20 protein-coding genes are annotated in these 20,837 nt (G+C 64.4%); 16 read left to right on the top strand and 4 right to left on the bottom strand.

The window, feature by feature from the left end; genetic code table 11:
• The first annotated feature begins 28 nt into the window (after nt 1-28).
• Genes B2V17_RS08855 through B2V17_RS08880 form a run of 6 tightly spaced genes read left to right on the top strand, consistent with a single transcriptional unit; the run spans nt 29 to nt 4,705 of the window.
• Complete coding sequence (locus B2V17_RS08855; RefSeq protein ID WP_292996976.1) at nt 29-322, top strand: BolA family protein; 294 nt, start codon at nt 29-31, stop codon at nt 320-322.
• Nucleotides 319-774, top strand: coding sequence for an NUDIX hydrolase (locus tag B2V17_RS08860; protein ID WP_292996977.1), 456 nt, complete (start codon nt 319-321; stop codon nt 772-774). The genes B2V17_RS08855 and B2V17_RS08860 overlap by 4 nt, the downstream gene beginning before the upstream one ends.
• Complete coding sequence (locus tag B2V17_RS08865) at nt 771-1,664, top strand: pirin family protein (RefSeq protein WP_292996978.1); 894 nt, start codon at nt 771-773, stop codon at nt 1,662-1,664. The genes B2V17_RS08860 and B2V17_RS08865 overlap by 4 nt, the downstream gene beginning before the upstream one ends.
• Entirely contained in the window at nt 1,664-2,479 is an 816-nt protein-coding gene (locus B2V17_RS08870; RefSeq protein ID WP_292996979.1) for an SDR family NAD(P)-dependent oxidoreductase, read from the top strand. The genes B2V17_RS08865 and B2V17_RS08870 overlap by 1 nt, the downstream gene beginning before the upstream one ends.
• Nucleotides 2,479-3,372, top strand: coding sequence for an alpha/beta fold hydrolase (locus tag B2V17_RS08875; RefSeq protein ID WP_292996980.1), 894 nt, complete (start codon nt 2,479-2,481; stop codon nt 3,370-3,372). The genes B2V17_RS08870 and B2V17_RS08875 overlap by 1 nt, the downstream gene beginning before the upstream one ends.
• On the top strand, nt 3,356-4,705 hold the full coding sequence (locus B2V17_RS08880; RefSeq protein ID WP_292996981.1) for a low temperature requirement protein A: 1,350 nt from the start codon (nt 3,356-3,358) through the stop codon (nt 4,703-4,705). Before B2V17_RS08875 ends, B2V17_RS08880 begins: the two co-directional genes overlap by 17 nt.
• On the opposite strand, the gene B2V17_RS08885 is transcribed toward B2V17_RS08880, so the two are convergent.
• Nucleotides 4,702-5,799: a DUF2332 domain-containing protein gene (locus B2V17_RS08885; protein WP_292996982.1), complete on the bottom strand. Its 1,098-nt coding sequence runs from the start codon at nt 5,797-5,799 to the stop codon at nt 4,702-4,704. The genes B2V17_RS08880 and B2V17_RS08885 overlap by 4 nt on opposite strands.
• 122 nt (nt 5,800-5,921) lie before the next feature.
• On the opposite strand from B2V17_RS08885, the gene hisG reads away from it, so the two are divergent.
• From hisG to B2V17_RS08920, 7 genes are all read left to right on the top strand, one after another.
• The gene (gene hisG, locus B2V17_RS08890) at nt 5,922-6,578 is read left to right on the top strand and encodes an ATP phosphoribosyltransferase (protein ID WP_292996983.1); all 657 of its coding nucleotides are present in this window, start codon (nt 5,922-5,924) and stop codon (nt 6,576-6,578) included.
• Nucleotides 6,578-7,870: a histidinol dehydrogenase gene (gene hisD, locus B2V17_RS08895; protein WP_292996984.1), complete on the top strand. Its 1,293-nt coding sequence runs from the start codon at nt 6,578-6,580 to the stop codon at nt 7,868-7,870. The genes hisG and hisD overlap by 1 nt, the downstream gene beginning before the upstream one ends.
• Nucleotides 7,867-8,313, top strand: a complete 447-nt coding sequence (gene nusB / locus B2V17_RS08900) for a transcription antitermination factor NusB (protein WP_292996985.1) — start codon at nt 7,867-7,869, stop codon at nt 8,311-8,313. Before hisD ends, nusB begins: the two co-directional genes overlap by 4 nt.
• Complete coding sequence (gene thiL / locus B2V17_RS08905) at nt 8,310-9,176, top strand: thiamine-phosphate kinase (protein ID WP_292997004.1); 867 nt, start codon at nt 8,310-8,312, stop codon at nt 9,174-9,176. The genes nusB and thiL overlap by 4 nt, the downstream gene beginning before the upstream one ends.
• Nucleotides 9,177-9,299: 123 nt before the next feature.
• Nucleotides 9,300-11,390 (top strand): sodium-translocating pyrophosphatase, encoded by a 2,091-nt coding sequence (locus B2V17_RS08910; RefSeq protein WP_292996986.1) that lies wholly within the window; start codon nt 9,300-9,302, stop codon nt 11,388-11,390.
• Nucleotides 11,391-11,616: 226 nt separating this feature from the next.
• Entirely contained in the window at nt 11,617-13,605 is a 1,989-nt protein-coding gene (locus B2V17_RS08915; protein ID WP_292996987.1) for an alpha/beta hydrolase family protein, read from the top strand.
• A gap of 89 nt (nt 13,606-13,694) precedes the next feature.
• Complete coding sequence (locus B2V17_RS08920) at nt 13,695-14,858, top strand: GNAT family N-acetyltransferase (protein ID WP_292996988.1); 1,164 nt, start codon at nt 13,695-13,697, stop codon at nt 14,856-14,858.
• A gap of 18 nt (nt 14,859-14,876) precedes the next feature.
• Here the strand turns inward: B2V17_RS08920 and B2V17_RS08925 are convergent, their stop codons facing one another.
• Nucleotides 14,877-15,455 (bottom strand): DUF1190 domain-containing protein, encoded by a 579-nt coding sequence (locus tag B2V17_RS08925; protein ID WP_292997005.1) that lies wholly within the window; start codon nt 15,453-15,455, stop codon nt 14,877-14,879.
• 169 nt (nt 15,456-15,624) lie between these two features.
• Between B2V17_RS08925 and B2V17_RS08930 the strand changes: the two genes are divergently transcribed.
• The 3 genes from B2V17_RS08930 (at nt 15,625) to B2V17_RS08940 (ending at nt 18,980) form a co-directional block, all read left to right on the top strand.
• Entirely contained in the window at nt 15,625-16,794 is a 1,170-nt protein-coding gene (locus B2V17_RS08930; protein WP_292996989.1) for a glutathionylspermidine synthase family protein, read from the top strand.
• 61 nt (nt 16,795-16,855) lie between these two features.
• Nucleotides 16,856-17,746, top strand: coding sequence for an acyl-CoA thioesterase (locus tag B2V17_RS08935; RefSeq protein ID WP_292996990.1), 891 nt, complete (start codon nt 16,856-16,858; stop codon nt 17,744-17,746).
• A gap of 58 nt (nt 17,747-17,804) precedes the next feature.
• Nucleotides 17,805-18,980, top strand: coding sequence for a serine hydrolase domain-containing protein (locus B2V17_RS08940; RefSeq protein WP_292996991.1), 1,176 nt, complete (start codon nt 17,805-17,807; stop codon nt 18,978-18,980).
• Here B2V17_RS08940 and B2V17_RS08945 read toward each other — a convergent pair whose 3' ends face one another.
• Nucleotides 18,981-19,808: a TIGR00266 family protein gene (locus B2V17_RS08945; RefSeq protein WP_292996992.1), complete on the bottom strand. Its 828-nt coding sequence runs from the start codon at nt 19,806-19,808 to the stop codon at nt 18,981-18,983. It lies immediately after the preceding gene.
• 140 nt (nt 19,809-19,948) lie between these two features.
• Nucleotides 19,949-20,380, bottom strand: a complete 432-nt coding sequence (locus tag B2V17_RS08950) for a hypothetical protein (protein ID WP_292996993.1) — start codon at nt 20,378-20,380, stop codon at nt 19,949-19,951.
• Between the last annotated feature and the right edge of the window lie 457 nt (nt 20,381-20,837).

Consider the following 20,837-nt stretch of genomic DNA (forward strand, 5'->3'; position numbering starts at 1 on the left):
GCTTCCACATGGCGATTGTTCGGCTAGAATGGAACCCATGACCACATCCCCCGCCCCCAAAATCGCCGACGAAATCGAGCGTCTGCTTTCTGCCGCCTTCGCCCCCACCCACCTCGCCGTGATCAACGACAGCGCCAAACACAGCGGCCACAGCGGCGATGACGGCTCGGGCGAAAGCCACTTCACCGTCGAAATCGAAAGCGCTGCCTTTTCCGAAATCTCGCGGCTCGAACGCCAGCGCATGGTCAATCGCGCGCTGGGCGACATCCCCGGCCAGCGGGTCCACGCCCTGGCGGTCAAGGCAAAGGCACCGGGCGAATGAGCGAGCCGGCGGCCTCCCGGCGGATCCGGCGTGCGGCCCGAATCCTTCTGCTTGCTGAGGACAAGTCACTCTTGCTGTTCCGCTTCACGCCGAGCGACCGTCCGCCACTGTGGGCCACGCCCGGCGGAGAATGCGATGGCGACGAGGAATTCGAGGTTGCCGCGCGGCGCGAGCTTTTGGAAGAGACCGGGCTGGCGCTTGAACCAGGTCCAATCATCGCGCGGCGCAGCAATGATTTCCTGACCTTTGACGGAGAGCCCGTGTCTGCTGACGAGGCCTATTTCGCCATTCGGGTAACAGACAAATTCATCGACACCGCCGGTCATACCGCGCACGAACTCGCCGTAATGCAGACGCACCGATGGTTCACCCGCGACGAGCTGGCCAGCTGGCACGAAGTCATTTTTCCGGAAGAGATTCTCGACATACTCGCAAAAGTTGACGCCGCATGAGCCTGCTCCAAACCATCCAGCCGGTCACCCATGACCTCGGCGCATTCCAGGTCCGGCGGGTACTGCCCAGCCCGCGCAGGGTTATGGTCGGGCCATTCGTGTTCGTCGACCAGTTTGGCCCGGCACTGCTCCCTCCCGGCGTGGCAATGGATGTCCGGCCGCATCCGCACATCGGGATCGCCACGGTGACCTGGCTGCTCGAAGGGGCGATCGATCACCGTGACAGTCTGGGCACTTTCGCCACGATCCGCCCCGGGCAGGTCAACCTGATGACCGCCGGAAGTGGAATCGTCCATTCCGAGCGCGGACTGCCTTCGGAGCGTGTCCGCGAAAAGCCGATCTATGGAATGCAGACCTGGCTGGCGCTGCCCGACGGCAAAGAGGAAATCGCGCCGGCATTCGAGGCGGTCACCGACCTGCCGCTGGTCGAGGACGGCTGCGCCTCGGCGCGAGTGATTTTGGGCAACCTGTGGGGCCGGACCGCGCCGACCACCCAGCATTCGCCGACGATCTATGCCGAAATCACCCTTGCCCCCGGCGGAACGATCCCGATCGATCCCGAGGCCGACGAACGCGCGCTGATGCTGATCGGCGGCGAGGCCAGTGTCGATGGCCTGGCACTGGGCCTTTACGAACTCGCCGTGCTCGCCCCTGGCAAGGCGATGCGCCTGGCCAGCGGGACCGGCGCGCGCGTCATGCTGCTCGGCGGGGCGCCGCTGGACAGCCCGCGCCATGTGTGGTGGAACTTCGTCTCGTCCAGCCGCGAGCGGATCAACCAGGCCAAGGACGATTGGCGGGCCGGGCGCTTCGCCACAGTACCGGGGGACGAGGATGAGTTCATCCCGCTCCCGCAAGTTCCGCTGACCAACAGCGATACAGGGAGAGAATGATGAGTTTTGCAGGACAGGCCGCGTGGATCACCGGCGCGTCATCGGGAATTGGCGCGGCTTTGGCGCGGGCATTGGCCAAGCAAGGCGCGCGGCTGGTCCTGTCAGGGCGCAACGTCGAGGCGCTGAAGGCAGTTGCGAAGGACTGCGGCGAAGCACTGGTCCTGCCATTTGAAAGCACCGACATTGCAGCAATTGCTCCAGCGGCCGAAAAGGCCTGGGCCTGGTCCGGCGGGATCGACCTGCTGGTCAACAACGCCGGAATTTCGCAGCGAAGCCTGGCGCAGGATACGTCCTTTGACGTCTACGAACGGATTATCGGGGTCGATCTGCTCGCGCCGATCGCGCTGACCCAGGCGGTGCTGCCGCGGATGGTCGCGCGTGGCTCGGGCCGGATCGCGATGATCAGCTCGATCGCCGGCAAGGTCGGGGTGCCGATGCGCACTGCCTATTGCGCCGCCAAGTTCGGGATCGCTGGCTATGCCGATGCCTTGCGCGCCGAGGTCGCGCACCTTGGCCTGCAGGTCCACAACATCTACCCCGGCTCGGTCGCCACCGACGTGTCACGCAACGCCTTGACCAGCGATGGATCGAAGCGCGGCGTTTCGGACAAGGCGATCGATAACGGGATCCCGCCTGGAATTGCAGTAGCCCAGATGATCGACGAGATGCTGGCTGGCAACCGCGAGATCATCGTTGCCGAGGGTGCCGAAAAAGCAATGGGCGAAGCGCGCCGCACGCCCGACGCTCTGCTTGACCAGATTGGCGCGTTCATGGCGGCTGGCTACGTCCAGCGGATGAACGAAGGGGCTGAGTGATGCGGCGCGTAAAACTCGGCAACGGGATCGAGCTCGACGTGCAGGACGAAGGCCCGCGCGACGCGCCGGTGCTGATCTTCCTCCACGGCTTTCCCGACAGCCACCGCACCTGGCGCCACCAGATCGCGCATTTTTCGGACCGGTTCCGCTGCATCGCCCCCGATCAGCGCGGCTATCGCGGTTCGTCAAAGCCGCAGGGGGTGGAGAACTACACCCCCGACAAGCTGATCGGCGACATCTTCCTGCTCGCGGCCGCGCTTGACGTGAAGGACTTCACGGTGGTGGGCCACGATTGGGGCGGCGCGATCGCCTGGGGCGTGGCCTTGATGGGCCAGGGCACCGGACGGGTCACCCGCGCGGTGATCGCCAATGCTCCGCACCCAGTGATCTTCCCCAGGCTGCTCTACACCAACCCGGTTCAGCGCGCGGCGAGCCAGTATTTCCGGATTTTCCGCGATCCGGCCAGCGACGCGTTGGTCGAGCAGTTCGGGCTTGGCGGGGTCTTGCTCAAGGCCTTTGGCGAAACGCCCGAAAACCCGAAGATGGAGCCCGAGGAGCGGGCCGCGCTGCTGGAGGACTGGCAAAACCGCGAAGCCGCGATTGCCATGCTCAACTGGTATCGGGCCAGCCCGATGGAAGTGTTGGAGATGGACGCGCCTTACGTGATTCCAGACGGGTGGAAGCCGGTAGCGATCCCCAAGTTGAAAATTCCGACGCTGGTGATCTGGGCGATGGACGATCATGCCTTGCCGCCCGAAAACCTCGACGGAATGGACGAGCTGATCGATGACCTCACCGTCACCCGCGTTCCGGGATCGGGCCACTTCGTCCAATGGGAAGCGCCCGAGGCAGTCAACGCCGCGATGGAGGAGTTTCTTGGCCGCACAGCCTGACCGCCCCCGCCCCGGGATCGGCGCGGCGATTGCTGCTGCCGAAGCGAAGCAGCGCCGGTCGCTGCTCCGCAACCACGGCGGCGGCCATGCTCCGGTCACCAATCTTGAGCTGTTCTTCGATCTGATCTTCGTCTTCGCGATCACCCAGGTCTCGCACTACCTGCTGGCCGAACTGACCCCGCTGGGCGCGCTGCGCACTGCGGTGATGTTCGCGGCGGTGTGGTGGGCCTGGATGTGGACCACCTGGGCGACCAACTGGGTCGATCCCGACAAGGGCGAGGTGCGCCTGCTGATCGGCGCGTTGATGCTGCTCAGCATGGCAATGTCGGCCGCGATCCCGCACGGTTTCGGCGATGGCGCTTTGCTGTTCGCCGCATCCTATTGCACGATCCAGATCGGCCGGTGCCTGTTCGTCTCCTGGGCGATGGAGCGCGAAGTTGCCGGCCAGGGCCGCAACATGCTGCGCGCCGCGATCTGGTTCCTGACGGCAGCACCGTTCTGGCTTGGCGGAGCCCTGATCGGCGACCCAACCTTGCAGCTGTGGCTGTGGCTGGCTGCGCTGGGCATAGAATATGCGGCGCCGATGACCTTCCTCTGGGTCCCGGGGATGAGCCGGTCGAGCGCCGCAGACTGGCTGATTTCGGGCACCCACATGTCGGAGCGCTGCGCGCTGTTCATCATCATCGCGCTGGGCGAAGGGCTGATCATCTCGGGCGCGACCTATTCCGCCGCCCCGCCCCAGCCGGGGCTCGACGCGGCGCTCGTGACCGCCTTTGTCGGCTCGTTCGCGATGTGGTGGCTCTATTTCGACATGGGTGCGCGGCGCGGCGCAAGGCACATCGAAAACCACGCCGTCCCCGGCCTGATCGGACGGCAGGCCTTTACCTATTGGCACATCCCGATCGTGGCGGGGATCGTGATCCTGGCCGTCGCGGATGAACTGGTCCTCGCCCATCCGCTCGAACCGCTTCATGGCGAGCTGCTGGCGATCGTGCTGTCGGGAACCGTGCTGTTCATCGCGGGGCTGGCCGGGTTCAAGCGCATCTCCAGCGGCAATCCCTGGTACCCGGCATCCCACGTTTATGGCTTGAGCGCATTGGTGCCGATCGCGCTGTGGGGCTGGCTGGCGCACCCGCCAGGACTGGTGTTCTACGCCGCAACCGTTCTGATGTTCGCGTTGATCGCCGTCTGGGAATGGGGCAGCTTCCACGGCGGCTGGATGGAGCGGATGGAACAGCGAAACTGGTGGCTGGGCCGGTTTCTGCGCAACCGTCTGGAAGTGCGCCGCGCCCGTCGTCTGGCCCGCGAGGCGGCGAAACAGGCGCAGCCCTAAACCGTCCGCTCGCTGCCGCCCCATGCGATCCACGCGCCGTGGGGATGCGCGCGGGTTACGATCTCGCCCGCATCGCCGCCCGGCCAGTAACGCACCACCATTTCGTGGACGTGCAACACACGGTTGGCTTCTAGCGCGATCCAGGCCAGCGGCCGCTCAGGCGTGGCGTGCGCGCCAGCGGCCTCCATCGCGGCGATGACCCGGGCCTGTTGATCGGCCGGCACATATTGCCAGACGATCGAATGCATCAGCACCCGTGTTGTGCCTTCGGCCTGCGGCTTCGCCATTTCGGCATCGACAAAATCGGCCGCGTTCATATGGGCGAGATCGGGCGGTTGTTTCGTCGCTTCAGCAATTGCGGCCTCGATCCGTTCGAACCGGACGGTGTGCTCGGGCCAGATGTAGGCCTTGAGCCGAAGCGCCTTCTCGGGATCGGCCAGATCAACCGGCGCGACGTCGCAGCCCTTGGTCGAGACGATCTCTATCTCGCGAGCAGGCGGTGCATCGCCCTGCCATTCCGGCGCAAACCGGATGGCCCCCGGCTCCGGCCCGACCTGCACCCCGCCCAGGTCATAGTGATAGCGATCGAGCATCAGGTTGATCCCGGCGCTCGATCCAATCTCGAGGCACTCGAACCGCGGCGGCAGGCCCTTGTCGGCCAGCCACAGCATCGCGGCGATGAAATTGGCTGAGCGCCCCGCTTCATTGGTCTGCGGCGGACCATCGAGCCAGGGCAGCAATTCCGCCTCATGCCGGTGAAGCGCTTCGGCGACGATTGCGGCATCGTCCACCCCGCGCTGCCCGGTATAGATCGCAGCAAGCGCTGGCTGGGTCCCTTTCAGATGCAGCGAATGCAGTCCGCCCGCCACACGCAAAGGCAGGGCATCAGCCAGCGGCGCCCCCTCCCAAGCGCGGACCCGGTCCAGTACCGCACCGCCTTCGCCCCGCTCGATCAGGTCACGCAGCGCAGCGCAGATCCGTGCGGTCCGGTCCGCGCCCGAGGCGGTACAATAGGCCACCTGGTTGTCGAATGCCGCAGCGACGATCCCCTCGCCGCTCGCGTTGATGTCGATGAACTGGTATTTCTCCGCCATCGCTGGTTCCTCCTGCTTATTGCTGCAGATGCGAACTTGCTGCGCTTTTTTGCTGCGCCGCACAAGGAAATTCAGCACGGCTCCTTGCCCTTTTTGGCCCCGCACCGTAAGGGCGGCGCGCTATGCCAGACGCGCTGACCTTCGCCGTACCCAAGGGCCGCATCCTCGATGAGGCGCTGCCGCTGATGGCCCGCGCCGGGGTGGTTCCCGAAGCGGGCTTTCATGACAAGGGCAACCGCGCCCTGTCCTTCGCCTGCGAAGGCAGCGACATGCGGCTGATCCGCGTCCGCGCTTTCGATGTGGCGACCTTCGTTGCGCACGGCGCGGCACAGCTTGGCATCGTCGGTTCCGACGTGGTCGAGGAATTTGCCTACCCCGATCTCTACGCGCCGGTCGATCTGGCGATCGGTCATTGTCGGCTGTCGGTCGCCGAACCCGAAGGGCAGATCGGCACCAGCACCCACGTCAGCCACCTGCGCGTCGCGAGCAAGTACCCCAACCTGACCCGCCGCCATTTTGAGCGGCTGGGTGTACAGGCCGAAGTGGTCAAGCTCAACGGCGCGATGGAACTCGCCCCCGGGCTCGGCCTCGCCAGCCGGATCGTCGATCTGGTTTCGACTGGGCGCACGCTCAAGGACAATGGCCTGGTTGAGACCAGCAGGATCCTCGATGTCTCGGCGCGGCTGATCGTCAACCGCGCCGCGCTCAAAACCGATGAGCGCGTGGCCGAGCTGGTTGAGCGGTTTCGCGCCCTTGCAGCCGAGCAGAAGGCCGCCTGATGCTCCGCCTCAACACCCGGGACCCAGGCTTCGAGCAGGCGTTCAAGCGCCTCGTCTCTGACCGGCGCGAGAGCGGTGATGACGTCGCCCGCGATGTCCAGGTGATCCTCAGCGATGTGCGCAACCGCGGCGATGCTGCGCTGGTCGACATGACCGCGCGCTGGGACGGCCACCAGCTGTCCAGCGACGCAGATTGGCAGTTCGGGGCCGAGCAATGCCGCGAAGCATTCGATGCGCTCAAGCCCGATCTGCGCGCGGCGTTGGAACTTGCCGCGCAGCGGATCCGGGCCTTCCACGAAAAGCAACTGCCCAAGAACCGCGACGAAACCGATGATCTGGGCGTGCGGATGGGGGCAAAGTGGCGCGCGGTCGATGCTGCCGGTCTATATGTTCCGGGTGGCCGCGCGGCCTATCCCTCCTCGCTGCTGATGAACGCAATCCCGGCGAAAGTAGCCGGGGTCGAGCGGCTGGTGGTGGTGACCCCAACCCCCAAGGGCCAGGTCAACCCGCTCGTGCTCGCTGCAGCGCACCTTGCCGGTGTCGACGAGGTTTGGCGGGTTGGCGGAGCGCAGGCGGTGGCCGCGCTCGCCTATGGCACCCAGCGGATCAAGCCGGTCGACGTGATAACCGGCCCCGGCAACGCCTGGGTCGCCGAGGCAAAGCGCCAACTGTTCGGCGTGGTCGGGATCGACATGGTCGCCGGGCCGAGCGAAATCCTGCTGATCGCCGATGGCCAGAACGACCCCGAATGGACCGCCGCGGACCTGCTCAGCCAGGCCGAGCACGATCCTGCTGCCCAGTCGATCCTGATCACCGACGATCCGCTGTTCGCCGATACCGTCGCTGACCGGATCGGAGTGGAGCTGGCAATGCTGCCGACCGCGCGGGTCGCGGCGGAAAGCTGGAATACTCACGGCACGATCATCGAAGTCACCAGTCTGGACGAAGCACCGGCCCTGGCCAATGCGCTCGCCGCCGAACACGTCCAGATCGCGACCGACAATCCAGAGAAGCTGTTCAAGGCGATCCGCCATGCCGGTTCGGTCTTCCTCGGCCGGATGACTCCGGAAGCGGTCGGCGACTATGTTGCCGGCCCCAATCACGTCCTCCCGACCGGACGCCGCGCGCGGTTCTCGTCCGGGCTGTCGGTGCTTGATTTCATGAAGCGGACCAGCTTCATCCAACTGGACGAAGCCGCGCTGAAAGCGATCGGTCCGGCCGCGATCGAGCTGGCCGATGCAGAAGGGCTGACCGCGCATGCGCGCTCGATCGAAGTGAGGTTAGGAATATGAAAGGTGCCGCCAAGGCCCGCTCCGCCGCGCGGCTTGCCGCTGTCCAGGCGCTCTACCAGGTCGAGATGGAGGCAACCCCGCTCGCCCAGCTGCTCGATGAGTTCCATCGCCACCGGCTCGGCGCGGAGATCGAGGGCGACCAATATGCCCAGGCCGAGACCGCGTTCTTCGACGATGTGGTGCGAGGCGTCGGCGCCCGCCGCGACGAGATCGACGAGCTGCTCTCCGCCAAGCTCGCCGAAGGCTGGCGGATCGATCGGCTCGACAAGACCATGCTGCAGATCCTGCGCGCTGGCACCTGGGAACTGCTCGCCCGCGCCGACGTGCCCACTGGCAGCGCGATCAGCGAATACGTCGACGTCGCCCACGCCTTCTTCGAAGCGCGCGAGGCGAAGTTCGTCAACGGCGTGCTGGATGCGGTGGCCAAGGTGGCGCGGGCCTGAGCGGCGAATCCGCCTTCCTTGGCGCTCTGCGGGCAATCGCCACGCATCCCGCCGCACGTGGCCTCGCTGACGATTGCGCGGTGCTGGATTTCGGCAACGAAACCCTTGTCCTGACTCACGATACGATGGTCGAAGGCGTCCACTTCCTTCCCGGACAAAGCGGGGAGGATCTGGCCTGGAAACTGGTGGCCAGCAATCTGTCGGACCTTGCCGCCAAGGGCGCGGAGCCTGTCGGTGTGCTGCTGTCCTACCAGCTGGGCAACGATGATGCCGACTTTGCCGCGGGGCTCGATCGCGCCCTAGCCCATTACGGCGTGGCACTGCTGGGTGGGGACACCGTCTCCGCCAACGGACCGCGCACCCTGGGGTTGACCGCAATCGGCCGGGCGACCTTCCGTCCGGTGCCGTCACGGAGCGGCGCCCAAGTCGGCGATGCAGTCTGGCTGACCGGTCCGGTCGGCGGGGCGATGCTGGGTCTTGAGGCGCTGCAATCGGGTCAAGGCGATTCCCGGCTCTATCGCCGCGGGCAGGCCCTGCTGGCTGAAGGCCAGGCGCTTGCGCCCATCGTCAGCGCGATGATGGATGTCTCGGACGGTCTGCTGCTCGATGCCCGGCGTATGGCCACCGCATCGGACGTCACTATAGCGCTGGAACGAATGGCCGTTCCGATCGCCACCCCGGAAGAGCGCCGCGACGCCGCGCTGCGCTGGGGCGAAGACTACCAGTTGCTGTTCACCGTCCCGGCAGACGCCGTGATTCCGGTCCCAGCGCACCCGATCGGAACGGTCACTTCTCGCGGTCCTGAGCCGCTGCTACTTGACGGCGCACCGCCGGCCGGCCAACTCGGCTACGAGCACGGCTGAAATCCCCGGCAAAGCGCCATCCGGCGTTGCATTGCCGCGAATCCCCCCTATAGCTCTCGCCCGGCTGCCTCGCGGACTGGCGGGGCGGAAGTTTTGGGAACCAATAACAAGGGGGAGCTTCCCGTGAATCTAGTCACGATCTCCATTTTGCTGGGGCTGCTGGCCATTGTCTATGGCTTCGTCACCAGCCGCCAGGTGCTGAATTCACCGGCGGGCAATGAAAAGATGCAGGAAATCGCCGCCGCCATTCAGGAAGGCGCGCAAGCCTACCTGAAGCGCCAATATACCTCCATCGCAGTGGTGGGCGTGATTGTGGCGGTGATCGTTGCCTGGGCACTGGGGCCGATTTCGGCTGCCGGCTTCCTGATCGGCGCGATCCTGTCGGGCGTTGCCGGCTTCATCGGGATGAACATCTCGGTCCGCGCCAACGTGCGCACGGCCGCAGCTGCGCAGACCAGTCTGCAGGCCGGCCTGACCATGGCATTCCGCGCCGGTGCGATCACCGGTCTCTTGGTGGCGGGCCTTGCCCTCCTCGCGATCGCGGTGTTCTTCTGGTATTTGACCGCGCAGATGGGTCTTTCCGTTGACAGCCGCAAGGTTGTGGACGGGCTGGTGGCTCTGGCCTTTGGCGCGTCGTTGATTTCGATCTTCGCGCGTCTGGGCGGCGGGATCTTCACCAAGGCTGCCGACGTCGGCGCTGACCTGGTCGGCAAGGTCGAAGCGGGCATCCCCGAAGACGATCCACGCAACCCGGCCGTGATTGCCGATAACGTGGGCGATAACGTGGGTGACTGCGCCGGCATGGCTGCCGACCTGTTCGAAACCTATGTCGTTACCGTTGGCGCCACCATGGTGCTGACCGCGCTGCTGCTGAAGGGTGCGGGCGATCTGCTGCCCAACCTGATGGCGCTGCCGCTGCTGATCGGCGGCGTCTGCATCGTCACCTCGATCATCGGCACTTATGCCGTGCGTCTTGGCGGCGGCAAGAACGTGATGGGCGCCATGTACAAGGGCTTCCTGCTTACCGCCGTGCTTTCGGTGGGGGCGATCTGGTGGGCCATCGGCTATGCCCTGGGCGGCATGGATGCGATGATCCCAGGCACCGAATTCAGCGGCATGGACCTGTTCTGGTGCTCGCTCTTGGGTCTGGTCATCACTGGCCTGATCATCTGGATCACCGAATACTACACCGGCACCAACTATCGCCCGGTGAAGTCGATCGCCAAGGCTTCGGAGACGGGCCACGGCACCAACGTGATCCAGGGTCTGGCCATCAGCCTTGAATCGACCGCCCTGCCCACGATCGTGATCGTGGCCGGCATCATCATCGCGCACCAGCTGGCGGGCCTTATGGGCATTGCCTATGCGGCCACCGCGATGCTGGCTCTGGCCGGGATGGTGGTTGCGCTCGATGCCTATGGTCCGGTGACCGACAATGCCGGCGGCATCGCCGAAATGGCGGGCCTGGATGACAGCGTGCGTGAAAAGACCGACCTGCTCGACGCGGTTGGCAACACCACCAAGGCTGTCACCAAGGGCTATGCCATCGGTTCGGCCGGCCTCGCCGCGCTGGTGCTGTTCGCAGCTTACACCACCGACCTGCGGGAATTCTTCCCGAACCTGACGGTGAACTTCAGCCTTGAAAACCCCTATGTGATCGTTGGCCTGCTGCTCGGCGCGCTGCTCCCGTACCTGTTCGGTGCGATGGGCATGACCGCCGTGGGCCGTGCCGCCGGTGACGTGGTCAAGGACGTGCGCGAACAGTTCCGCGAAAACCCGGGCATCATGACCTATGAGGTCAAGCCGAACTATGCCCGCACCGTCGATCTGGTGACCAAGGCCGCGATCAAGGAAATGATCATCCCGTCGTTGCTGCCGGTGGCCGCTCCGCTGGTGGTCTATTTCGTGATCTCCGCCGTTGCCGGCCAGGAAAACGGCTTTGCCGCCCTGGGTGCCCTGCTTCTGGGCGTGATCGTCGGCGGCCTGTTCGTCGCGATCTCGATGACCTCGGGCGGCGGCGCCTGGGACAATGCCAAGAAGTACATCGAGGACGGCAACCACGGCGGTAAGGGCTCTGAAGCCCACAAGGCCGCGGTGACCGGCGACACGGTCGGCGATCCTTACAAGGATACCGCCGGTCCGGCCGTCAATCCGATGATCAAGATCACCAACATCGTGGCGTTGCTTTTGCTCGCGGCCCTCGCCGCACATTAGGCAACTCACCCAGTTGGGGAAAACAAGACCCCGCCCGGAGCGATCCGGGCGGGGTTTTCGTTTGAACGCAGTGTGCTAGTCTGTATGCATCACTGCCACTTGATCGGCATCAGGAAGGATCGATTGCGTGAAATTCTCCAAGCTTATCCCTTGCAGCGCGGTCGCTGCTGCACTTGCGATGGTTCTTGCCGCTCCGGCGATTGCACAGACAACGCCGGGCACTCCCATGCCCAACAAGGTTCCGCTGTCTGCCTTGGCCGAACTCCCCGCAATGCAGGACGTTTCGATTTCCCCTGATGGCACCAAGGCTGCCATAACCTTGGGTAGCGGCAACGATTTCGTTTATGCGATCATCGATCTGGTAAAGGGCGGCAAGCCCAAGGTCTATGCAACTGCGGCGACCTACAAGGAGGCAGGGCAGCGCTCGGTCCAATCCTATGGTTGGGCCACTGATCGCTATCTGCTGATCACGCTGTCATCACGCGAAAACCTTTTCGGTCAACGTATCGATCTGCGCCGGTTGGCCGCATACGATGTTGAGACCGGCAAGACCATCCCGCTTGCCTGGCAAGATACGACTGGCGACGGAGCCAATGTTTTGTTTGTTGACCGCGAAAAGGCACGAATCCTGCTCGCCCGACAGGTTGACACCGGCGATACCGAAATGCGCTTCCGGTACCGGGTTGAATGGGTCGATATCGCAACCGGCAAGTCGCTCGACATCGTCCAGCAGCCAAACCCCGTTGTCGGCGGCTGGTTTGCCGACGCGAGCGGCGTGGTCCGGGTCGGACAATCATCCAATCGCGATACCGGTGAAGAAAAGATGTTGTATCGGTCGAAGGCGGGCGACCCGATCACGACCGTCCAGAAGGTCAAGGATACGAATTTCACTGGTGCTGGCATGCGCCCGGTGGCCTTCCTTGACGAACCGGACATGGGGATCGTTTCGAGCAACCACGAAGGCCGCGACGCACTTTACAAAGCCAACATGAAGACGATGACGATCGTCGAGAAGGTGTTCGAAGCCCCGGGTGGCTATGACGCCGGGGGAGCGATCGTTGATCGATATACCCGCAAGGTCATCGGGTACACTTACTTCAGTGACCGCCGCCATCAGGTCTTCACCGACCCGGCGCTGAAGGAGATCGGTGCATTTCTTGACGACGGGTTTGGCAAAGGAAATTGGCGGATAGCCTCCTATTCAAAGGGGCACACCAAGCTGATCATCGGTCTTTCGCGGCCCAACCAGATGGAGGCCTTCTATCTGTACGACACGGCATCGGGCCAGATGCAGCTGATCGGGCATGAAAATGCAACGATCAAGGACGGCTTGATGAACCCCGTATCGGCGATCCGTTACAAGGCCAGCGACGGATTGGAGATCGAGGCCGTGGTCACCATGCCGCGGCTGCGCGCCGGGCAAAAGAAGTTGCCGGTTGTAGTGCTTACACACGGCGGACCCTATGGGGTTCGTGACTATGCCGAATATGATCAATGGGCCCAGTCCATTGCCGAGCAAGGCTATGTCGTGGTTCAGCCAAATTATCGCGGCTCGGGCGGCTATGGGACGGAGTTTGTCAAAGCTGGTCGCAAGGACGGTTTCGGCACCCGGATGCAGGACGACCTCAACGATGTCGTCGATCATTTGGGCGCACAGGGCATTGTCGATCCTTCCCGGGCCTGCATGATGGGCTGGTCTTACGGCGGCTATGCTTCGGCCCGCGCCGCCCAGCGAGATGCCGCCCGTTGGCGGTGCACGATCGCAGGGGCTGGGGTTTATGACCTGCCGATGATGCGTGACTATGATCAGGGCTATCTGGGTTCGTTTGGCGCAAACTATCTGGCCAAGGGTGCAGCGTCACTGAACGACGTCTCCCCCGCCCGCAATGCCGGGGGCAAATGGTCACCGATCCTTGTGGTTCACGGCGTTCGCGATCCTCGGGTTCCGATCGCTCAAGGCCGTGCCTTGGCGGGTGCTCTGCGAGCAGCGGGCAAAAAGGAAGGCGTCGAATTTGCCTATATCGAGCAGCCGAAAAATGGTCACTACAGCGTATTCTTCACCAAGGAAGAACGGATTGAGTGGCTGGGCAGCACGGCGGCCTGGCTGGACAAATTCAATCCGGCCTATGTCCAGTCCGACCCCGACTACGCAAAGCGGCCGCCCGCCGATCCGGACGTGACCGCGATGGCGCAGCGCCTTTTCACGGTCAAATAGGGCCCGTTAGCCATTCCTTGGCACTTGATGGCTAAACCCCCTGTCCAGCCGAATTTTCCGGCTGGCGCAGGGGGTTTTGCTTGGCAAGCGTGGCCAATCCTATTCACGGAGTTACCGCTTCCGGTTCGAAGGCCACAGCCTCGGCCGCGCTTGCGGTGCGGATAAGGGTCAGCCCTTGGTCAACGATCGATACACCTGAGGCGCGCCACGCCTGGGATGCGCTGGCACAGTGTGCGGCTGAACCCAACCCCTTCCACGAGAGCTGGTACCTGCTCCCGGCGCTGCGCGCGCTCGATCCGCAAGGCAGCGTTTCAATTCTGCGGGTCGAGGCCGACGGGGATCTGATCGGGCTGCTGCCTGTCCGGCACGAACGGAGCTACTATGGCCGCCCGATCCCGCAGCTGTGCGGCTGGATCCACGGCAACTGCTTCCTTGGTTGCCCGTTGGTCGCCACCGGGCTCGAGAAGGCATTCTGGCGTGCCCTGCTGGACTGGGCGGACCGCGAGGGCGGAGCCTCGCTGTTCCTGCACTTGTCGACCCTGCCGCTTGAAGGCCCGCTCCATGCCGCGCTCAAGGACGTTCTGGCGGAACAGGACCGTCTGGCCGGATTGGTGTTTCGCGAAGAACGGGCACTCCTTGCATCCAGTCTCTCGCCGCAAGACTATTTCGTGGAAAGCCTCTCGGGCAAGAAGCGTAAGGAATTGCGCCGCCAGTTTGCGCGCTTGTCCGAACTGGGCGAAGTTCGGTTTGAACGGAGCCGCAATGACACTGGCCTCACCAGTTGGATCGAGCAGTTTCTGGCTTTGGAGCATTCCGGCTGGAAGGGAACAGCCGGCTCCGCCCTCGCCTCGCATCAAGCCACCATGCAGCTGTTCAAGGAGGCGCTGCATGGCGCTGCGCAAAACGGCAAACTTGAGCGGCTGACCCTGAATCTGGGTGGCGAGCCGATCGCGATGCTGGTCAATTTCCTTACCGCGCCGGGTGCCTACTCTTACAAGACCGCTTTTGACGAACGCTACTCGCGCTACTCCCCGGGTGTGCTTGTGCAACGCGAGAACCTGGACCTGCTCGCCGATCCCCAGATCGAATGGTGCGATAGCTGCGCGGCAGCCGACCATCCGATGATCGATCATATCTGGCGCGAGCGCCGTGCCGTTGGCCGGATCTCAATCGCAATCGGCGGAAAATTGCGCCGCGCAGTGTTTGGATTCCTACTGCGCATGGAATTGAAGCACAATCCAACGGGGCTCTAACCGACTAGCCAAAGCGCGCTAACCGCCGGCTCGCACCACGCCAAAACCGCGGACCCGGCCGTTCGATTGCTCTTCCTTGGTCAAGCCTCCGCGCGATGCTGCCGCCGAAGCAGATGCGATCTTGGGTATGCTGGCCGGCTTTTCGAAGGCCCGCGCCGAAGCAACATATTTGCCCGGCGCGCCACCATAGCCGAGCCGCACACCATTGGCGGTCTGCAAAGGACCGTCCTTGGTTTTCCGAAACAGCGGCACGACATCGCGGCTGTTGCCAGCCAATACCTTGCCAAGAATGAAGCCGCCAACGAAGGGCATGAAAAAGCTTTGTCCGGCGTGGCTCTGCTGGATGCAGTTGCCCTGGCCCCATTCAGCTTCGCAGTCATAGCTATCGGCAAAGCGCGGCGCGGTCTGCGCGGCCACTTCCACCGCCTGCTTGCGGGCTGCAGCGCATTCTTCTTCGCTAAGACCTGAATTCGCCTTGCATTCAAACTGGTTTTCGAATGCGAGCACTTCCTGCTTTGGTTCGCTGTCTTCCGGCGACGGAGCGGGCGCTTCAGTTCCGCAACCCGCCAGAAGCATTGCGGAGCCAAGCCCGGCCATGCGGGACAAGGCGACGCGGCCCGAGCGCTTGCTCCTGCGCTGCAAAGCTGACTGTTGTTTGCGTTCCGTATTCAAGGCCTTGTTCCCCATCTCGATTAGGCAGCAGCATTGCCTTAGCCTGGCAGAATTACCATAGCGTTATTGCCCTGGCACGAGACAAGAGGCAGCCATGCAACGGATTTCCATCGCCGAGCGGCCGAATTGGCAGGCGACTGCCCGCGACAACGGCTTTACATTTCATCATGTCAACGGAGCCAGATACTGGGATGAGAGCGCCTATTGGCAAATCGGACTGGGCAAGCTTGAACGCGAGATCGAGGACCCAACGGTCGAACTCTACGCGATGTGCCTTGCTCTGGTCGATGAAGTGGTCCGTTCCGAACAACTGATGGATCGCATGGCGATTCCCGCAGCGCTACGAGATCCGATCGCGGGTTCGTGGTTCTCTGGCGCGCCTTCGCTCTACGGCCGGTTTGATTTCGCCTTTGACGGCACCGGGCCGGCCAAACTGCTCGAATTCAACGCCGATACCCCGACCAGCATCTACGAAACCGCCTTTTTTCAATGGCAATGGCTGGAGGAATGCATCGCGCTGGGCCGACTGCCGCAGGGGGCAGACCAGTTCAACCGGCTGCATGAAGCCTTGGTAGAGCGTTTTGGACACCTGTTTTCGCCCGGCAGCCTTGTCCACTTCTCTTCCCAAGCCGACCATGTCGAGGATCGACAAACCGTGCTTTACCTCGAAGACTTGGCGGTCCAGGCCGGTATCGAAGCCCACTTTGTTGCGATCGACGCAATCGGGGTGAATGCCAGCGGTCAACTGATCGATGATCAAGACATGGTGATCGGCGCGCTCTTCAAGCTCTACCCTTGGGAAACCCTGATGCGCTCTGCCTATTCGGCCCCGCTGGCACAGTCCTCTACCGTGTTTCTCGAACCGATGTGGAAGGCGATCCTCTCCAACAAAGCGATCCTCCCGCTGCTGTGGGAACGCCACCGCGGCCATCGCAACCTGCTCCCTGCCGCATTCGAAGGCACGGCCGAGGCTGATGCCATTGCTGCCGGACCGCATGCCATCAAACCGTTTTTTTCGCGCGAAGGGGCCGATATTGAACTGTTCGACGGCTTTCGGCGAAGCCGCGGCCCGGCCGAAGGCTATGGCGCGGAAGGGCGGATCGTCCAGGCCTATGCCCCGCTCGCCCAGTCCGCGGGCAATCACGCAGTTGTCGGCAGTTGGGTGGTGGGCGACGATGCCGTTGCCATGTCGGTACGTGAGGATAGCGGCCCGATCACTCGCGACCTAGCGCGCTTCCTGCCGCATGCGATCATTGGCGACTAACGCTTAATCGCGTGCTTAAGCGGCATTGACCTCGCATCGGCACTGCATCAAAGGCGGTGCGATGGATGGAGAACGCACCCCCGAAGAGCTCGTTACCGGGCTGTTGAAACTGCTCGCCGTAAGGCCCGATGGAGAAGACCGCTTCACTGGCCGGCGCAAGCGCGGCGGCGTGGGCCGGGTCTTTGGCGGCGAAGTCATCGCCCAGGCGCTCAACGCGGCCGAAGCGACCGTGCCGGACGACCGCCCGGCACACTCGCTCCACGCCTATTTCCTGCGCGGCGGCAGCGAGGAACACAGCAGCGACTACCAGGTGACGCGCGATTTCGACGGCGGTTCGTTTTCCAACCGCCGGGTCGTCGCCAGCCAGCAGGGCCGCCCGATCTTCAACCTGACCGCCAGCTTCCAGCGGCACGAGGAAGGCCTGCACCATATCGACGCCGAGATGCCCGACGTGCCCCCGCCCGAAGAGCTGGAGCCCGAGGTCGAAGTCCGCCGCCGCTTTGCCGAACAGGCCCGGCCCGAGGCGCGCCACCATTTCCTCAGCCAGCGCCCGGTCGAGATGCGCGCGGTCGAAGGGCGGCACTGGATGAACCCGGTTCCCGCCCCGCCGCGCTCACACTCATGGTTCAAGACTGTCGCCGCGCTGCCCGACGATCCCAGCATCCACCGTGCGATCCTGGCCTATGCCAGCGACATGACCCTTCTCGGAACCTGCGCCCTGCCCCACGGCCTCAGCTGGGCGCGCGGCGAAGTGGTCAGCGCCAGCCTTGACCATGCGGTCTGGTTCCACGAGCCGTTCCGCGCCGACGAATGGCTGCTCTATGCCACCGACAGCCCATGGAGCGGCGGCGGACGCGGCTTCAATCGCGGTAGGATCTTCACCCGCGATGGCCGGCTGGTGGCCAGCGTCGCGCAGGAAGGCATGATCCGCAAGGTAACGCCCAAAGCCTGACGCCGCCCCTTGCCCTCCCCCGCCGGCGCGCTAGGCTGCCTGCGAGGGAGAGTCATACATGCGCAAGAGGACCATCGCTCTCGGGGCCATAGCCCTGGCTTTGGCAGGGGGCGGCGCTTGGTACGCCAGCCTCGACAAGGAGACCCGCGGGCTGATCGCAGCGATGCCGACCGACCGCGACGTGCTCGCCTGGAAGCTCGAGCAGCGCGATGCTGCCTTCCGCGCGATGGACCGCCTGCCGGTGCTGGCCGAAACGCGCGAGGCGCTGCCCGCCGCCAATCCTCTGCCCCTGCCGCAGGGCAAGCCGCTGACCATCCCCGGGATCGACGCCTATATGGCCGGACAGCGCGCCGCCGGGATCGTGATCATCCAGGATGGCAAGATCCGGTTTGAGCGCTATGGCCTTGGCTTTGACGCCAAGGGCCGTTGGACCAGCTTCTCGGTCGCCAAGTCGTTCACCTCGACCCTGGTCGGCGCGGCGATCAAGGACGGGTACATCAAGAGCCTGGAGGACAAGGTCAGCACCTATGTCCCCGGCCTGCGCGGTTCGGCCTATGACGATGTCTCGGTCCGCCAGCTGCTCACCATGAGCTCGGGGGTCAGGTGGAACGAGGACTACGAAGACCCCAACGCCGACGTCGCCAGGTTCAACGAGGCCAAGCCCGAGGCGGGTATGGACGCCACCGTCAGCTATATGCGCAAGCTCCCCCGCGCCCATCCGCCGGGCGAGGTGTGGCATTACAACACCGGCGAGACCAACCTGATCGGGGTACTGGTCTCCTCCGCCACGAAGAAGCCGCTCACCCAGTACCTGCAGGAGAAGCTCTGGCAGCCGGCCGGAATGGAAGCCAAGGCAACCTGGCTACTCGGTCCGACCGGGCACGAGATCGCCGGCTGCTGCATCCAGGCCGCCACCCGCGACTATGCGCGGTTCGGGCTGTTCGTGCTCGGCGGCGGCAAGGGTGCCGTTCCCGATGACTGGTTCGCCCAGGCCACCACCAAGCAGAAGGACATCGGCGAGCCGGGCCACGGCTACGGCTTCCAGTGGTGGACCTATGACGATGGCTCGGTCGCCGCGCAGGGCATCTTCGGCCAGGGCATCTTCATCGACCCCAAGCGTCACCTCGTCATCGCCAGCAACGCCAACTGGACCCGCGCCACGCTCGGCCCCGAAGGCAAAGCGCGCGAGGCGTTTTACAGGCAGATCCAGGCGCTGATCGACGCCGGGGGCTGATCAGTCCCCGTCGAGCAGGTTGCCCAGCTGCCCCAGCACCGATCCCTCGCCACGGTTCTGGCCGCCGGTGCCGGCCGCGGCCAGCATCCGCCCGGCCAGCCGCGCGAACGGGAGCGACTGGATCCAGACCTTGCCCGGGCCGCGCAGGCGGGCGAAGAACAGGCCCTCGCCGCCGAACAGCATCGACTTGACCCCGCCGACGCTCTGGATCTCGAACTCCACATTGGGCGTCATCGCGGCGATGCAGCCGGTATCGACGTGGAGCTCCTCGCCGGGGCGGAGCTCGCGCTCGACGATCGTGCCGCCCATCTGGGCAAAGACCCAGCCGTCGCCGCTCAGCCGCTGCATGATGAAGCCTTCGCCGCCGAACAGCCCGGTCAGGATCTTGCGCTGGAAATGGATCCCGATCTCCACCCCCTTGGCGGCGGCGAGGAAGCTGTCCTTCTGGCAGATCAGCGTGCCGCCGATCTGGTCGAGCTTGATCGGCAGGATCGCGCCCGGCACCGGCGCGGAAAAGGCGACGCGGGCCTTGCCGCTGCCGGTGTGGGTATAAACCGTGGTGAACAGGCTCTCCCCCGTCACCAGCCGCTTGCCCGCGCCGAGCAGCTTGCCCATGAACCCGCCCTCGGCCCCGCGCCCGTCGCCGAAGACGGTGCTCATCTGCACCGCGGCGTCCTTCCACACCATCGCCCCGGCCTCGGCCACCGCGCTTTCGCCCGGATCAAGCTCGATCTCGAGGAACTGCAGCTCCTGCCCCTTGATCTCGAAGTCGATATCGTCGGCAACGCCGGCGCTGCGGCTGTGGTGCGCCCAGGGGCTGGAATTCATCGGGGGGGTCCTCTCTCAAACTGTGATGGCGATGATATATGCCATATGTGCCTTGCGCCAAGGGGTGTCCGACCAGCCTGCGCCTCCAAGCCTCACCAAAGGTGACAAAGCGGCACAGGCAATCGGCCTAGCGCGTTACCTTAGGTCACCTTCTGTGGCCTTCCGCCCGATCCGCGCGGGCCGGGGCGAAAGGGCGAGCCGACCAGCCGCCGGTCCGGCCCATGCCCCACCTCAACCGCGCCGCCGGTGCGCAGCGTTATCGTGGTGACGCCGTTGAGCGCCCGCTCCATCAGCCAGTCAAAGGCCCGTGCCTGCCCCTCGCTCAGCGCACGGTCCCACGCCGCCGCAAAACTCTCCGCCCCGCTCCGCCCGCGCAAGGCATAGGCCGCCTTGCGGCTCATCCCCACCATCCGCGCGGCGGAAGAGACTGAGCCGGTAACCGAAAGCGCCCGCAGGAAATTGCACTGCCGCGGCACGGTCCAGCCATCATGGCGGACACGGCTGAGCGGGACCGGGATGAAAGCCGGTGCAGCGATATCGGAGGGGCGCGGCGGGAGGTCGGTTGGGTGCATGCAGGGGAGAATACGGGAGGGTGCGGGGTGTAGGAAAGCGGGGAGTTACGGCAGTGCCATTCCCGATCCGAATGGAGGATCATGCCCCAGATCCCGCTCGGGCTGAGCCTGTCGAAGCGCGCCAGCGGCCTTGCGGTTTACCTCCCGCCTCAATCGTTCCGTTTGGACGAGGGGCCTTCGACAGGCTCAGGCTGAGCGGTTCTCGGGGAGTTTGGTTTTTCTATTCCAAGCCCACCATCCCACCGCCTTACCCCAACTTGGTTTGCCCAAGCGTCTTACCCCAACTCCGCTCAGGCTGAGCTTGTCGAAGCCCGCCAGCGACGTTGCGGTTTACCTCCCGCCTCAATCGGTCCGCGCGGACGCGGGGCCTTCGACAGGCTCAGGCTGAGCGGTTCTTGGGAAGTTTGGTTTTTCTATTCCAAGCCCACCATCCCACTGGCCTGCTGCCGGTTTGGTG

The organism is Novosphingobium sp. UBA6272, from assembly GCF_002440635.1.
Taxonomy (GTDB): domain Bacteria; phylum Pseudomonadota; class Alphaproteobacteria; order Sphingomonadales; family Sphingomonadaceae; genus Novosphingobium.